Origin of the sequence: Pseudalkalibacillus sp. NRS-1564 (genome assembly GCF_050467905.1) — a bacterium.
In the GTDB taxonomy this organism is placed as follows: Bacteria; Bacillota; Bacilli; order Bacillales; family Guptibacillaceae; genus Guptibacillus; species Guptibacillus hwajinpoensis_B.
In genome coordinates this window covers 1-14,584 of sequence record NZ_JBITPM010000038.1, presented here as the reverse complement: position 1 = coordinate 14,584, position 14,584 = coordinate 1, and the positions used below count along the sequence as shown (strand labels likewise).

Annotated in this window: 15 protein-coding genes, 1 pseudogene and 1 riboswitch; of the genes and pseudogenes, 6 read left to right on the top strand and 10 right to left on the bottom strand. The window is 40.2% G+C overall.

Annotated features, from left to right (window positions below):
- Window positions 1-313: 313 nt before the first annotated feature.
- From ACIFPW_RS16910 to ACIFPW_RS16900, 3 genes are read right to left on the bottom strand one after another with little or no spacing between them, the layout of a single operon-like run.
- Window positions 314-772 (bottom strand): NUDIX hydrolase, encoded by a 459-nt coding sequence (locus tag ACIFPW_RS16910; RefSeq protein ID WP_430246036.1) that lies wholly within the window; start codon window positions 770-772, stop codon window positions 314-316.
- Window positions 773-789: 17 nt separating this feature from the next.
- Entirely contained in the window at window positions 790-1,353 is a 564-nt protein-coding gene (locus tag ACIFPW_RS16905) for a M15 family metallopeptidase (RefSeq protein WP_430246033.1), read from the bottom strand.
- Between the two features lie 36 nt (window positions 1,354-1,389).
- On the bottom strand, window positions 1,390-1,527 hold the full coding sequence (locus ACIFPW_RS16900) for a hypothetical protein (RefSeq protein WP_430246031.1): 138 nt from the start codon (window positions 1,525-1,527) through the stop codon (window positions 1,390-1,392).
- Between the two features lie 147 nt (window positions 1,528-1,674).
- Here ACIFPW_RS16900 and ACIFPW_RS16895 point away from each other — a divergent pair, with 147 nt between their 5' ends.
- The 3 genes from ACIFPW_RS16895 to ACIFPW_RS16885 all read left to right on the top strand — a co-directional run bounded on the left by ACIFPW_RS16895 (window position 1,675) and on the right by ACIFPW_RS16885 (window position 2,767).
- The gene (locus tag ACIFPW_RS16895; protein WP_430246029.1) at window positions 1,675-1,812 is read left to right on the top strand and encodes a hypothetical protein; all 138 of its coding nucleotides are present in this window, start codon (window positions 1,675-1,677) and stop codon (window positions 1,810-1,812) included.
- Window positions 1,802-2,215: a topology modulation protein gene (locus tag ACIFPW_RS16890; protein ID WP_430246026.1), complete on the top strand. Its 414-nt coding sequence runs from the start codon at window positions 1,802-1,804 to the stop codon at window positions 2,213-2,215. Before ACIFPW_RS16895 ends, ACIFPW_RS16890 begins: the two co-directional genes overlap by 11 nt.
- Before the next feature lie 90 nt (window positions 2,216-2,305).
- Complete coding sequence (locus tag ACIFPW_RS16885; RefSeq protein ID WP_226615440.1) at window positions 2,306-2,767, top strand: hypothetical protein; 462 nt, start codon at window positions 2,306-2,308, stop codon at window positions 2,765-2,767.
- A 47-nt stretch (window positions 2,768-2,814) separates the two neighbouring features.
- Here the strand turns inward: ACIFPW_RS16885 and ACIFPW_RS16880 are convergent, their stop codons facing one another.
- Genes ACIFPW_RS16880 through ACIFPW_RS16870 form a run of 3 tightly spaced genes read right to left on the bottom strand, consistent with a single transcriptional unit; the run spans window position 2,815 to window position 6,130 of the window.
- Window positions 2,815-3,246, bottom strand: coding sequence for a GNAT family N-acetyltransferase (locus ACIFPW_RS16880; protein WP_430246024.1), 432 nt, complete (start codon window positions 3,244-3,246; stop codon window positions 2,815-2,817).
- Window positions 3,243-4,478: an MFS transporter gene (locus ACIFPW_RS16875; RefSeq protein ID WP_430246022.1), complete on the bottom strand. Its 1,236-nt coding sequence runs from the start codon at window positions 4,476-4,478 to the stop codon at window positions 3,243-3,245. The genes ACIFPW_RS16880 and ACIFPW_RS16875 overlap by 4 nt, the downstream gene beginning before the upstream one ends.
- A gap of 32 nt (window positions 4,479-4,510) precedes the next feature.
- On the bottom strand, window positions 4,511-6,130 hold the full coding sequence (locus ACIFPW_RS16870) for an SLC13 family permease (RefSeq protein WP_430246020.1): 1,620 nt from the start codon (window positions 6,128-6,130) through the stop codon (window positions 4,511-4,513).
- Between the two features lie 293 nt (window positions 6,131-6,423).
- Here ACIFPW_RS16870 and ACIFPW_RS16865 point away from each other — a divergent pair, with 293 nt between their 5' ends.
- Window positions 6,424-7,101, top strand: a complete 678-nt coding sequence (locus ACIFPW_RS16865; protein ID WP_430246017.1) for a hypothetical protein — start codon at window positions 6,424-6,426, stop codon at window positions 7,099-7,101.
- Window positions 7,102-7,187: 86 nt separating this feature from the next.
- Here the strand turns inward: ACIFPW_RS16865 and ACIFPW_RS16860 are convergent.
- The 4 genes and pseudogenes from ACIFPW_RS16860 to ACIFPW_RS16845 all read right to left on the bottom strand — a co-directional run bounded on the left by ACIFPW_RS16860 (window position 7,188) and on the right by ACIFPW_RS16845 (window position 11,451).
- Window positions 7,188-8,482: pseudogene (locus ACIFPW_RS16860) on the bottom strand (Na+/H+ antiporter NhaC family protein).
- A 70-nt stretch (window positions 8,483-8,552) separates the two neighbouring features.
- Window positions 8,553-8,656, bottom strand: a riboswitch (SAM riboswitch).
- A 193-nt stretch (window positions 8,657-8,849) separates the two neighbouring features.
- Window positions 8,850-9,689: an alpha/beta fold hydrolase gene (locus ACIFPW_RS16855; RefSeq protein ID WP_430246015.1), complete on the bottom strand. Its 840-nt coding sequence runs from the start codon at window positions 9,687-9,689 to the stop codon at window positions 8,850-8,852.
- Window positions 9,690-9,850: 161 nt separating this feature from the next.
- Window positions 9,851-10,180, bottom strand: a complete 330-nt coding sequence (locus ACIFPW_RS16850; protein ID WP_430246013.1) for a YolD-like family protein — start codon at window positions 10,178-10,180, stop codon at window positions 9,851-9,853.
- Between the two features lie 14 nt (window positions 10,181-10,194).
- Window positions 10,195-11,451, bottom strand: a complete 1,257-nt coding sequence (locus tag ACIFPW_RS16845) for a DNA polymerase thumb domain-containing protein (RefSeq protein ID WP_430246011.1) — start codon at window positions 11,449-11,451, stop codon at window positions 10,195-10,197.
- A 521-nt stretch (window positions 11,452-11,972) separates the two neighbouring features.
- Here ACIFPW_RS16845 and ACIFPW_RS16840 point away from each other — a divergent pair.
- Window positions 11,973-13,628, top strand: coding sequence for a M4 family metallopeptidase (locus ACIFPW_RS16840; protein WP_430246009.1), 1,656 nt, complete (start codon window positions 11,973-11,975; stop codon window positions 13,626-13,628).
- 109 nt (window positions 13,629-13,737) lie between these two features.
- Complete coding sequence (locus ACIFPW_RS16835; protein ID WP_430246007.1) at window positions 13,738-14,541, top strand: SDR family NAD(P)-dependent oxidoreductase; 804 nt, start codon at window positions 13,738-13,740, stop codon at window positions 14,539-14,541.
- Window positions 14,542-14,584 lie beyond the last annotated feature (43 nt).

Genomic DNA, 14,584 nt, shown 5'->3' with positions numbered 1-14,584 from the left:
GATATTCTCCTATCCAATAGCGAACGGCAAAAGGTTAAGTTCGTCTACTTCCCTGTTGTTTGGTTGCTGTTCTTATCCTATCGATAACAGCTGGAATTTTCAAGAATTTAGAAGGTTTCAACCGCTAAGAGTTTTATGTCTCATCATTTACATCTCCATTTGAGAGAGATTTACACTCACTCTCTTTCGAGCACTCTTAGCAAAAAAAAGTACCGCCCGATTTAACGGACGGTACAAAAGGGGGAAAATTATGTTAGTTTGAATTTACCCCTTCTCCAAATACCTAAACCTCTTTTTTAAAAAATCCTTACTATTATTTTTTTCGTTCGAAGTTAGCCTGTTTAATGAACTCCTGTGTTTCAGGGTGCTTAAGCATGAGCAATAACTCTTTTTCACCAACAAAACGCAACTGATCAATTTCCTTATCAAGCGGACTAAGATCCTGTTCATCCCCCTCGTACTCATAGTGAAACATGGTGGTAACCTGGTTGTGATAGCCAATTTTATTTTGAACCTCAGCTGGAAATTCAAATGTGATCGATTCATCAAACTTTTTCATCAGCTTGTATTTTATTGATCCCGTTTCCTCTAGCAATTCTCTTCTAATCGAAGCTTCAACGTCTCTATCCTCGTCTTCTACTCCACCTTTAACGAAATCCCACGTTTCACCCTGAGACTCTTGTCCCGCTTTGGTATTCAGCTTTGTTTTATGAACGATCAAAAAACGGTGCTTATACGTTACGATAGCCCCCACAGCCTGTCTTGTTCTCATAACCACATCACTCCAAGCTAGTTTGTCGCATATTCACTCTCATCTGGCCTATTACCATTCTTTAACTCTCGCATTGTGAAACCAAAATCCATTTGAAGATGAGGGTAATCTTTGAAGCTACTCCAATCGCCTCCCCATTCAAAACCAAGGTCTTTCGCCATTGCAACAACCTCCATCCAATCTGACTTCCCGTTGCCATTATCGTCTCGCTCCATATCCCAAACGACGTCACCATCATCTAACTTTAATGCAAAATCAATTGCTAGTCCGTAGTTATGATAGGAACCGCCGCCCGCTACGTTCGTCACCACCTGGCCCCCAGTAGAACGTCCCTTTTCATAAAGAGCATCCTGTTCTTCTTTCGTTCGATGCCCAGCAGTTATCACAATTTCTATTCCAGCTTCAGCAGCTCGATTCATCAACGCCTTTTTTGCTTCATTAACCTTTGGGTGAAGATCAGTTGGTAAGGGCACATCCTTCTTTATGAATTGTCTTTCAAGATCATCACTTATATAGATACAAAAGATACCGACTCCTATTATAAAAAGGAAGGTTATAAGTTTTTTCGATCGTCGTTTCATAACAAAACCTCCCACATTACTAATCTTGTCATTTGATCATAACATAGCAATCTGACATAGGTTAATACGGACGTTCGCTTCATGAAGCGACTTGTCTGTAATACCTGCGCCACAAGGAAGATTTTCTTTAACAAGCTGTTTTGCTAAAGAAATAATGGTTTGTAAGCTGCTCAACTTTTTGCCTTCTTCACATTTTTTTGGGTTTTCGATCCATTCGATAAACAAATGTCCTCTTCTGCTCTTCATCATTTTTTAGGCCTGTTTGCTTACGTTAATTTTTGGTAAACTTTAGTAGTGTATAATAATGGAAGGAGCGAGGATATGAACCGAATTATGGTAATGGGATCTTCCGGCGGGGCGGGTAAATCCACCTTCGCCCGTCGGCTTGGTGAAATTCTAGATCTGAAAGTTTTTCATCTTGATACCCTTTTTCTGGAAGCCCAATTGGGTGGAAACTAGTCTTGACGAATTCCGTGATACCCAGGAAAAGATTGCTATGACTGAAAAATGGATCATGGAAGGGAATTATAGCAATTCTTACGATATTCGGGTTGCACGAGCTGATACGATTATTTACTTAGATGTTCCGAGATTGCTTTGCATTTACAGGGTGCTAAAACGATGGGTCACTCATATCGGTCAAACTCGTCCTGATATGGGCAATGGGTGTAAAGAGAAAGTGGATTGGTCTTTTTTAACTTTCATTTGGACGACCTATTATCCTCGTAAAGAGAAAATGAGAAGTAGATTCGAACAATTAGAACAAACTTCCCCCGATAAATCCATAATACATTTAAAAAACAAAGCAGATATCGCTAATTTTCTTCATGAACTTCATTCAAAGCATACAATTTTGTCATAAGCCATGATAAGATAAGGTGCAGTATGTTTGAATTGGAAGTTTCCTGTTCAAAATGAATATAGAAAGACTATTGAAGCACATGGAGGCATTATGCTAACTTTTGAAGAAAAATTAGAAATTATTGAATCATCCTTTCCTGAACTGACACGAAAAGACGTTTCTCTTGGACGTGTGAATTTTCACTATGAAGAAGCGGTTATTGATAAGAAAAATGTTGTTTATCATCTTCACCCTAATGGCAACGGCTATGTATTTGGTGACCTTATTGAAGGGTATCCATTAGATGAAAGAGGAATGGTTAATATCCGTGATTTCTCAAGCAACGAGCTTCGTAAAATCATAGGCGAATCCATTCAATCACTTTCTGTTCTTCCTGGTTCAGATATTGAGATCCAAGTTTGGGTAAACGATGAAGATCAAACTCTGGAATTAATGTATGAGCCTGAGCTCGAACTATGGAATGTTTATGCTGGAGATATCCTTGATGGTACATTCCCTTCTCGTAACGAAGCGATCCAATATCTTGATGAAGAAGGATTTACTAGAAAGTAAACCTTAAGCGCCTGCCACCTTTTAAAGGTGGCAGGCTTTTCCTATTATCAATCTATCGGTTTATAAAACCCCGTGGATTTCCCTGTAAACCCACACGCTTCATAAAAAAGGTGTGCAGACTTCCTTTCATCCCGATTCCCACTATTTAAGACGATGGTTGAGGCACCCTTTTCACGAGCTAGATTTTCTGCTTCCAAAAGCAGAGTCTTCCCAACTCCCTGCTGCCGGTAATCTTTTGCCGTTACCATTGTAATAATTCTTGCAACAAGAATATTAGCAACATAAGATCGTTCATAATGCATTCCAAGCAGTCCAATCAAAGACTCCTGTTTTTCACTTACAAGCGTGACGTACAAAGGATCTGACAAAATTGGTTTTAGACGCTCCGTCACTTCGCAGACAGAGGTCTCATACCCCATTTCTGAAAGCAAATAAGTAAGCCATTCCTCATCACCTTTTCTAGCCCTTCTAATGTTCATCGTGCTTTCTCTCCTCGTAAGTCTTCATAATGATATCTTTTTGAAACCTGTTTTTGTGAAAATAATAATAAAAGCGGCACAATTAAAATAAGTAAGCTCACTACCCCTATCCATCCCAAACCGTCCCATAGGATACCAACGCCCGAACTACCTGCTGCTACTCCGGCATAGTAACTAATCAAATAAAAACTAGATGCCCCACTCTTATGATGCTCTGCCGTCTTTGCAACAGAAGCTGATGCCATCGAATGAGAAATAAAAAACCCTGCACAAATAACGCAAAGCCCAATCATTACCACAATCAGTTCTTGATATAGTGTAATGGCAACTCCTAACGTTAATAATAAGAGGCCCGTTACCATCGTGCGCCGTAAGCCAATACGAGATGAAATTCGTCCTGCAATTGGTGGTGAAACTACTCCGAGAATATACGCAAAATAAGCAAGGGAGATCCATTTTAACGAAAGAGAAAATGGATCTTGTTTAAGGAAGAAAGGCAAATATGTCCACACGCCCGTAAAGATCACTTGAATGAGAAAGCCAAGCGTAAATAGCGATAAGAGCCGACGATCTCTTAAATGTACAAACATTCCTTTCATATCCTTTATAACACTGCTATTCCCCCCCTTAAAAAAGCGAGAGGGCGGCAGGAGCCAATAAAAGCAAATGATCGCTATAATAGCAAACCCTGCAAGGATGATAAAACTTACTTGCCAACTATATAAGTCAGTCAAATATCCTGTTGCGACTCGTCCACTAAGTCCCCCCATTGCATTGCTCGCAATAAAAATGCTCGTAGCAAGTCCTACGTTACTTGGAGCTACTTCATCTGCAAGATAAGCCATCGCCGATGCCGGTATACCTGCAAGAAAGAATCCCTCAATACACCGAATAATAAGCAGAAGAAGGAATGAATTCATAAACGGCATTATTAGTAATGAACTAAGGACAAAAAGGAGCGATATTTTCATCACTACTGTTCGCCCATAGCGGTCTGAAACAAAGCCAAGTATAAGAAGTCCTGGTATCATCGTGATGACGGGCATGGACATAAGTAAGCTTGACGTTGTTGCCGTTAAATGAAATTCACTCACAAATATTGGAAGCAATGGTTGAAAAGCATAAAGTGCCGAAAAGACTAATAATGCTCCACATCCAAGACTAACCGCCGCTCGCCAGAAACCCGCATCTTTTGATGTATATGGCTGATTGTTATTTAGAACAACTGACACTTGATCATCACCTTCAATTTTCTATCTTACTTTTATTTTAACTGATTGGGAATTTGAGTGAGATCAATTCCCCACACCACTGGCATATAAAAATAAATCGCCAGTGTAATAATGACGACAGATGTTAGGTTTAGCCAGAAACCTGCTCTCGCCATATCTGGGATTTTTAAATAGCCTGACCCGAATACAACGGCGTTCGGAGGGGTTGCAACCGGAAGCATAAAAGCACAGCTTGACGCAATTCCTGCCCCAATCATTAGAGCATAAGGATGAACTCCGATCGCGGATGATAGAGACGCCATGATTGGAAACATCATTGTCGCCGTCGCCGTATTTGATGTAATCTCCGTTAAGAAAATAACAAGCGATGTGACAAGTAGTAAAATGACGAACAGATGGATGCCTTCAAGAACCGTTAATTGCTCCCCAATCCAATTCGCAAGTCCTGATTCCTGAAAGCCAGAAGCAATGGCGAGTCCGGCTCCAAATAATAGAAGAATTCCCCATGGTAATCCTTTTGCTGTATCCCAATCTAAAAGAAAGGCACCTTTTTTCGAAGGGGCTGGTATAAGAAAAAGTAATAGCGCTGCAGTCATCGCGATGACAGTGTCATTTATATTCGGATTAAGCTCACTTAAAACAAAGGAACGGCTAATCCAGGCAACCGCAGTGAAAGAAAAAACTACCATAATGACCTTTTCTTCCATAGACATTTTCCCAAGATCCGCTTTCTCCTTATTAATCACCTCTTTCCCGCCTGGCAGCTCTTTAACATTCATCGGAAATGCCATTTTCACAAGGTAATACCAGCAGCCGAATAAAAGAAGAACAGTTAAAGGTACGCCAAACATCATCCAGCGGGCAAATGAAATCTCGATGCCATATAGCTCATTGACCACCGCTGCAAAGATGGTATTAGGAGGTGTTCCAATCAATGTTGCTAAACCACCAATTGAGGCACTGTACGCGATGCCAAGCATAATGGCTTTTCCAAAATTAAATTGCGGAATCCCTTCTTGCTTCATATCAAGCTGCTCGGATACTTGATAAATCACCGCCAGCCCAATTGGCACCATCATCATAGCCGTTGCCGTGTTTGAGATCCACATTGATAAAAAGCCTGTTGCAATCATAAAGCCAAGTACAATTCTCTCTGTACTTGTTCCTATTGCTGATATAATGAAAAGAGCAATTCGTTTATGTAAATGCCACTTCTGCATTGTAAGCGCGATCAAAAAACCACCCATAAAGAGAAAAATGGTGTTATCGCCATAAGCTGATGCTGTTAAATCACCTTTTAGTCCGCCCGTTAGTGGAAATAAAATTAATGGTAAAAGAGACGTCGCCGGTATCGGAATGGCTTCTGTAATCCACCACGTTGCAATCCACGCCGTACTTGCTAAGATGGCCAAACCTGCTTCTGAAAGACCATTTGGATTAAAAAACAACATTATGCTAAGAAAAAGGACCGGTCCGAGGATCAACCCCGTCAGTTTCCTTTTATCATAAGCAGGATCTGGTCCAGATGCATAACCTGGATTTTTTTGAGAACTTTTTGAAGGGATTTCCGGCGTGTGTGAAGAAGCGAATGTTAAGAGATCTTTTGCTCGATCATGTTCTTTCCATAATTGGTTCCAAAGGTGTTGTTCCATAGTCATACCTCCTATCGTTCATTAAACTATAGTGTAGAATTCGCTCGCCACATCTGTCAATAAATTCACAATTTTGGTACTTTATTACTCTCTTTCAAGAAAGGACTTTTGATTCGTTTTTCCATTTCCATACAAGTAATTCATTTCAACCCCCTTAAATTTCCATTTGGGGCGAAAATTATAAGTTGATGATATGTTTTTTATAATTCAAAATAAATAAACTCAATGATTAAATGTAAGAATAGATACACAATCCACAACAAGTTGCTCAAAATCGATCCAGGGGGTATATGATGAGAAAGATACAACAGACTACTATTAATTCGGTTGTGAAATACGGACAAACAAAGCTTCCAAAATCAGCTAATACAGAATGTCCAGAATGCGGAAGCGATGCTTCATTTCAACTGAAGTTCGATTATCAAATTAATCAGGCTGTGTTCTCCACGCTTTCTCGCTGCTCTATTTGTAAAGAAGCTGTGCTTTTCATACTCATTAAAACGTCCCATAATGATCGCGGAGAAGAAGTTGAGCTATTCGTGCATCAAACCTCTTTTACACGAGAGCCGCTCGGCAGACTGACTAGCACAGCTAGATTACCCGATGACCTTGAGCGTGTTTATCGCTCAGCAGTGAATGTACATAACATGAAGGATTGGACCGCAACGGCTGTAATGGCTAATCGTGTTCTTGAGAGCATTACAGGTAGTTTTCTATCTGAAAATGAGCTAGGACAGCCACTTTCTAAACAGCTAGAAACACTTGCTAAACAGATTGATTTAGAAGAACCAATTGTAAAACTAGGACACCTACTAGGCAAAGGTAGTAATTTAAATAACCTCCTTTGTCTTGAGAAAGCTACAAGCGAAGAAACGGCCAACTTAATTATCGACTTACTAGATTCACTTATTGAATACTTGTACATTCTTCCTCAACGAATTGTGCATCTTCAAAAACAAATCGAAGGATAATAAAAAAAGCAGGTAGCTCAAATTGAGCTACCTGCTTTTTAAATGCTCATATCAAATTTTAATTCAAGATTCTGTTTACTATCACTTTAGCCCTTTTTCGAAATAGAGGGATAGTTGATGAAAATCGCAATAATTCCTGCAATAGCAATGAGGATTGGATAAATTGAATACGGTAGTAGAGCGAGTGGCGAAATCGACGCAAGACCTGCTACTGCAAGCACCTGTGCCCCATATGGGAGCATGCCCTGTATACTACCTGAGAAAATATCAAGAATACTAGCAGACTTTCGTGGGTCTACCCCATATTCTTCGGAAATGTTTTTCGCAAGTGGCCCCCCATTATGATCGAAATGGTGTTGTTAGCTGTTGATAAATCAAGCACGCTTGCGAGACCGGCGATACCAAACTCTGCTCCTCTACGAGAAGTTACTTTGCTCAGGATTTTGTCCAATACGTATTGTATTCCTCCGTTATGCTTAATGACTTCAATCATCCCTCCGATGACGAGAGCAATCATGGCAAGGTCTTCCATCCCTTTTATGCCCTCTGTAACCGTGGAGATCAGTCCACTCATTCCAAATGTTCCGTTATATAAACCTACAATCCCAGCAAATAAGGTACCACTTACAAGTACAATAAGAACATTAACACCAGCGATCGCTGCGATCAGTACACCTAAATAAGGGATAATTGTAACGAAATCAAATGCGTGATCTCCTCCAACCGTTGCTTGCTCTCCCATCGTTAAAGCACCATAAATAATGGCTGTTACGATAGCAGCTGGCAAGACTATAAAAAAGTTTACTTTGAATTTATCTTTCATTTGCGTATTTTGTGTGCGTACTGCCGCAATCGTAGTATCTGAAATCATAGAAAGATTGTCACCAAACATTGCCCCACCTATGACCGCTGATAAAGCCAGTGCCGGGGCAACTCCGGTTTGCTCTGCAATTCCAATTCCAATGGGAGCAAGTGCTACAATCGTTCCCATCGATGTACCCATCGAAATAGAAATAAAACAGCCAATGACAAACAAACCTACGATTAAAAGATTAGCCGGTAGAATTGATATACCTAAATTAACAATCGAATCTACTGCTCCAATTTTTTCAGCTGTTCCGGCAAACGCCCCAGCCAGTAAAAAGACCAAAATCATTAATATGATATTCGTATTACCTGCTCCACGACAAAACACTTCCACTTTTTTCATAAAGCTTTCTTTTCGATTCATCGAAAGAGCTACGCCCGCCGCAATTAGAGAAGCGAGAATAACAGGCATACTATAAAAGTCCTTTGTTATGATAGCTGTACCAATAAAAAGCACAATAAATATTCCAAGGGGAAGTAAAGCCAGGCCGTTCCCCTTTATTTCTTTCTCCATTATTCATGTCTCCTTCATCCTTTATTCTGTCTCAATAAAAAAAGCCCACTTCAAGAGAAGAAGGCTTTTGCACTTATCTCTCAAGATTTCTCTTGCTGGAAGCAGCACCTTTCTGATGATCAGAGGTTGCTGAAGCTTCTTTGGGCCAGGTCCCTCCACTTCTCTTAATAAGAAATATACAATTATTAATGAGCGCATGCTTCATTTTACTTTTTCATAACGAGCTTTACTTTATCACGCATTATTCTGATGAGTCAACTTTGATTAACTGCATCAAAATAAACTCCTCATCCTTTAAGGAGTTTACCTGATTAACTAGTCTGGTTCAAGCTTTGTATGACTACCAATTTTTGCAATAGATCAATCTTTATTTTCCTAAAAACCACTCAATATCCTTCATAATCGATTCCGGTTTTTCTTCTGGTAGAAGGTGACCGGTTTTTTCATAGATGATCAGTTTAGCATTTGGGAGATCCTTACTGAGACGCTTCCCAATTTTCAACGGCACAACTCTGTCATTTTCTCCCCATATTAGTAGGCTAGGTGTATGAATTTGATTTAGTTCAACTTCTGACAAATCTCCTTCGCGATCTCGAATCATCCTAACTAATGACCGAAAGATACCCTCATTGAAGAAAGGTTGGATATATCCATCCATCATTTCTTCATCGATAAGGGAAGGATCATAAACACAATTAAGCAAATTTCCTCTAACACCTTTTCGATAAAGCCACCTTTTCAAGTATACCGAGAAAAAAGGTAAGTACGATGTATACACTAGACTCTGTTTAGCCTTTTCAAGATATCCTGAACTGCACAGTAAAATATTCTTACTAACGAGATCATCTTTCATAGCCGAGGCTCTCATTGCTACTTGCCCACCCATAGAATGGCCGATCATAACAGTATGATCAATTGAAAGCCTTTCTAAAAGTTCAACCACCACTTCCGCATAATTATGATAAGAGTGGACAAAACGATTAGACTTTTCACTTTTTCCGAACGGAGGAAGATCAATGGCAACAACAGTATATGCCTTTGTTAATAATGGTATCAATCTTCTGAAGCTGAAGCTCGACGATAGAAAACCGTGAAGAAGCGTTAATACTGGTCGATCGACGGCTGTGTCATTTCTATAGTATTCATAGTGAATATCAATTCCTTTGATCTTTTCCGTATTTTGTTTAAGATTTTGAGCTAATAGCATCTTTCATCTCACTCCGGATTTTGAATTCATCTGATCTGATTTACCCTTCGTTTCTAACCAGACAGGATGGTCTCACTTATTCAGGTTTGACTTTATACTTATTTTACCCCAATCCTGAAATGAAAAACTTTTTTTACATCCGAGAGGATACTCCATTTTTTTCATTCTAACTCTACGTGCACAAGGTCCAGCAGCTTTATCGTTGTCCTTTTTTCATTATGGTCAATAATACGCAGTTCTTTCGTAAGTGGATCTACATAGTGCACATATCCAAAGAGAGTTTTCGTTTCTCCCCCACTAAAGTGTTGAAAACAAAGCGAGTTGTGATTGGCCATTGCTTCACATATTGTTTCATTCATTTCCACCATTCTTTGTTCATCAAGTACCGGCTTTTCACTTTTTTTCTCTTCGGTTTTCCAATCTCTTAGCTCTTTCACATGCTCAGGTAACATCATTGACGTCCATTTTATATTTCCGCGATCACGAATCACGCTTCTTCCCCCTTCTATGCTTTATGACCACCCACAAGTTTACTTCTATGCAGTGCCGTACCGGCCTTTGTGTATGAAACGGCACAAAGCAGCGCATCTGAGCCATATTTCTCACGGATCGAATCCATCACATATCCGAGATCCCGCTGCTTTGGGCGTGACGCGTTAAATAAGTCCAACTGCACTTCTTCATCATTGCAAATATTTGAAAGGGTAATGGAAATCTTACGAACCGTTTTTCTTCCAAAGAACTCCTCAAATAACTGAAGACATACATTGTATATTTCGAGCGTAATAGCAGTCGGGCTGTGGATACTCCTTGAACGGTGAAAGCCACCCCTGCCTTCTTCTTTACTATAACCAATCCCAAGGCTAATCGTACGCCCTGCCTTCCGGGCTTTTCTCGCACGTCTTGCAACTTCTTCACTCATCTCAAGAATGACGTGTTGAATGTCTTTTTCGTCATGGTAATCTCGCAACAAAATTTGGCTTTTCCCATAGCTAATCTGTCCCTGCATAATCGGCGCACCCATTTCAGAAAGATCGATGCCCCACGCATGATGATAGAGCTGATTTCCCATAATACCGAATTTTTCTTCTAGTAGATGTAGCGGGTAATGCGCAAGCTGCTTTACATTCATAATCCCCATTCGATTTAACGTTCGCTCGACACGCGATCCGATACCCCACATTTGACTTAGCGGGGAAAGCGGCCAGAGTTTTTTAGGAATATCTTCATAAGTCCATTCTGCAATCCCTTTTTCTTTCGCTTCCAGATCGAGACAAAGCTTTGCCATTAAAAGATTTGGGCCAATCCCTATGGCACATGGTAATCCGAATGTCTCTCTTATTTCATTTCTGATCTTGTGAGCTACTTCAAATTTGTTCCCCCAAAGTCGTTCTGTCCCATCAACCTGCAAAAACGATTCATCAACGCTATACGTATGGATACATTCTGATGGTACATAACGATGAAAAAGCCTCGTTATTTCCATTGATTGTTTTAAATATGAAGACATTTTCGCATTAACGATATGAATGTTTTTATTATTTGGAATTTCAAATAGTCTGCTCCCTGTTCGTATTCCAAATTCCTTCTTTAGTGCCGGAGACGCTGCTAGCACAACACTTCCCTGTCGCTCGGTATCACCAACAACCGCGAGATAGCATGTAAGTGGATCAAGCCCCATCTCTACTGCTGAACAACTTGCATAAAAACTTTTCATATCAATACATAGGATTGTTTTCTTTGGAAATTTAGAATAATCCATTTGTATCCCCCCTTCTCCTAATCAAAAGAACGTTTGTTCCCTTTATATATACCCGTATTTTAACCGAATATACGTTCTCTTTACAATAAGTACTTTCTTCCAATCATAAAACGATTCACTTAGCATCACCCTTTTTTCTAAAGTAACGAAAAGTACCGGAAGAAGAGTAACAATGAACTTAACGATATTCACTCGAAAGTTAGTCATCAGAGCACATACGTATTGGAGATCCTACACTTGTTCCATTAACAGATAGGGAAGTAGAAATACTCGCGCATCAATCTCTAAACGCACAGAAAAAGAACCAGGATATGCCGTTTCATATGGTCATTAACGCCATTATTTATTAGCACACCACCTCCTGAGTCTAAAGAACCAATACCTTTTTAAAAATAACAGGTATATCTCCCTATAACTCTATCCAAAAGGATAGGTCTTAACTATCAAAATAGTTTAAATAGTTTGAATACTAAATCTTTTATGGTAATGTTAGCTCATCTTAATCACGAGGGGGATATAGAATGGGAAAGAAAAAAAATTTACTTTCAATCGGTTTATCAGTGGGGCTCGTTAGTACCATGCTCGCACCATCCTCAACATTTGCAGCAGCAGATACGAATATGAATAAAGAAACAGGAACACCTACTTTTGTTTCAGGAAAACTAACAAAAGCAAGCTCTCAAAATGCCAATCAAGTACTATTTGATTACTTGAACGAACAGAAAAACCTGTACAAGTTTAGTGGATCTTCCGCTAAGGATTCCTTTAAAATCCTATCAAAAGAAAAGGACGATCTTGGTTTTACGGTTTTTCGATTACAACAACTTCATGAAGGAACACCTGTTTATGGTTCAACTCAAACGGCTCATGTTGATGAAAGTGGTATTTTAACAGCCGTATCAGGTACAGTTATTCCAGACCTTGGGTCGAAGAAAGAGCTTAAAAAAGCAACAAAATTCAAGAAACAGGACGCCGTTAAAAAAGCAGAAGAAGATCTCGGTTTTTCACCAGCCTATGAACAAAAACCCGAATCCAACCTTGTCGTCTATACTGAAGGAGAGTCTGCAACGTATGCTTACCATGTGACCTTGAACTTCCTCTCGCCTGAACCGGGTAACTGGCAATACATAATTGATGCAACAAGTGGTGAAGTTCTAACAAGCTTCAATGCTCTACACGAAGCAAAAAAAGAAGGAGTCGGCAAGCCAGGTGGTGGTGATAATGTTACCGGAACAATTAAGACGGCAAGTGGAACTGGTGTACTTGGTGATCAAAAAACGTTCAATACGCTACTTTCCTCTTCAACTTATTACTTGAAAGACACTACGCGAGGTGGCGGAATCTTAACATATGATGCGGCAAATCGCACAAAACTGCCAGGCTCTTTATGGGCAGATTCGGATAACTCCTTTAACGCAAGCTATGACGCGGCTGCAGTCGACGCTCACTACTATGCAGGAGCGACGTATGATTATTATAAAGATGTCTTCAACCGAGATAGTTATGACGGAAACGGTTCACCACTAAAGTCCACCGTACATTACGGACGCAACTACAATAATGCGTTCTGGAACGGAAGCCAAATGGTCTATGGTGATGGAGATGGCTCAACTTTTGTATCCCTTTCAGGTGGTGAAGATGTTGTTGCTCATGAATTGACACACGCTGTCACTGATACAACAGCTGACTTAATTTATCAAAATGAATCAGGAGCACTGAATGAATCCATGTCTGATGTATTCGGAACGCTTGTAGAATACTACGACAGCAATAACCCTGACTGGTTAATCGGAGAAGATATTTATACACCAGGTACATCCGGGGATGCTCTTCGTTCAATGTCAGACCCATCCCAATTCGGAGACCCTGATCATTACTCTGTCCGCTATACTGGTTCTCAAGATAATGGCGGCGTTCATATCAACAGCGGCATCATGAACAAAGCAGCTTATCTGCTGAGTGAAGGCGGTACATTCTATGGGGTAACCGTATCAGGAATTGGAAAAGACAAACTCAGCGCTATTTACTACCGCACCCTTACGCAATACTTAACCGCTTCTTCAAACTTTAGTCAGATGAGATCAGCAGCAGTACAAGCTGCCACTGATCTTTATGGAAGCGGAAGCTCAGAAGTTCAATCTGTAAAACAGGCTTTTAATGCAGTTGGAGTTCAATAGAAAGAAGTTAGGCAGGCAGCCAATGGCTACCTGTCTTTTCGTTATGTCAGGGTTTTATAAGTATTCAAACGGGTAAAAGGGTGCTAGACCTTAAAAGGAGGAAGGACAAATGGGAATTTTCAAAGAGGATACGCTTAAGCATGAACATGTTCTCATTACCGGAGCCACGGGTGGTATTGGATATGAAACCGCAAAGGCCGCCGTAAAAGCCGGTGCTACGATTACGATAACCGGAAGAAATAAAGATAAATTAACTCAGCTGAAGCAGGAGTGCGAAGAGTTAGTAACGGAAGCAACGGTTGCTGTTCTTCCTGCTGATTTAAACAATGAGAAAGATCGTTCTACTCTTATCGAAAGTGCTATTAAATATAACGGAAGCATCACAGGGTTAGTTAACTCAGCAGGAATTGGCGGCGGCGATACGCTTGATCAATTAGAAGAAGAAGATCTTCGCAAAGTAATGGAGCTAAATTATACCTCGACTGTTTTACTGACTCAACTTGTGTATAAGCGAATGCGTGAGGATAAGAAGAAAGGGGCGATTGTAAACCTCTCTTCTCTCTCAGGTCTTAGAGGAACTTTTGGTAACACGGCCTATAGCGCTTCAAAGTTTGCTATAACTGGCTTCACGCAGTCGTTTGCCCACGAGGCTATCCGTGATGGAATTAGAGTTAACGCAGTATGTCCCGGCTTCGTTAATACAGAAATGGGCCGAAACAGTATTGCTTCTAAAGGGGAGAGACAGAATAAAAGCTTTGAGGAAGAATTAAAGGATGTAGAAGCAGCAATGCCATCTGGAAGAATTACGCAGCCTGAAGAAGTCGCCAATAGCATCATTTACCTTCTCTCAAATGCGTCAGAAAACATTATTGGCGAATCGCTCAAAATTTCAGGTGGAAGCGTTATGCGCTAGGTGCTTTGGAGAAATTACCTACAAATCAAAAATGACTCATGCT

Bases quoted from the DNA above. Each gene is read 5' to 3' on its own strand.
- ACIFPW_RS16910 (WP_430246036.1), bottom strand. From the start codon at position 772: ATGAGAACAAGACAGGCTGTGGGGGCTATCGTAACGTATAAGCACCGT.
- ACIFPW_RS16905 (WP_430246033.1), bottom strand. From the start codon at position 1,353: ATGAAACGACGATCGAAAAAACTTATAACCTTCCTTTTTATAATAGGA.
- ACIFPW_RS16895 (WP_430246029.1), top strand. From the start codon at position 1,675: ATGAACCGAATTATGGTAATGGGATCTTCCGGCGGGGCGGGTAAATCC.
- ACIFPW_RS16885 (WP_226615440.1), top strand. From the start codon at position 2,306: ATGCTAACTTTTGAAGAAAAATTAGAAATTATTGAATCATCCTTTCCT.
- ACIFPW_RS16880 (WP_430246024.1), bottom strand. From the start codon at position 3,246: ATGAACATTAGAAGGGCTAGAAAAGGTGATGAGGAATGGCTTACTTAT.
- ACIFPW_RS16870 (WP_430246020.1), bottom strand. From the start codon at position 6,130: ATGGAACAACACCTTTGGAACCAATTATGGAAAGAACATGATCGAGCA.
- ACIFPW_RS16865 (WP_430246017.1), top strand. From the start codon at position 6,424: ATGAGAAAGATACAACAGACTACTATTAATTCGGTTGTGAAATACGGA.
- ACIFPW_RS16855 (WP_430246015.1), bottom strand. From the start codon at position 9,689: ATGCTATTAGCTCAAAATCTTAAACAAAATACGGAAAAGATCAAAGGA.
- ACIFPW_RS16845 (WP_430246011.1), bottom strand. From the start codon at position 11,451: ATGGATTATTCTAAATTTCCAAAGAAAACAATCCTATGTATTGATATG.
- ACIFPW_RS16840 (WP_430246009.1), top strand. From the start codon at position 11,973: ATGGGAAAGAAAAAAAATTTACTTTCAATCGGTTTATCAGTGGGGCTC.
- ACIFPW_RS16835 (WP_430246007.1), top strand. From the start codon at position 13,738: ATGGGAATTTTCAAAGAGGATACGCTTAAGCATGAACATGTTCTCATT.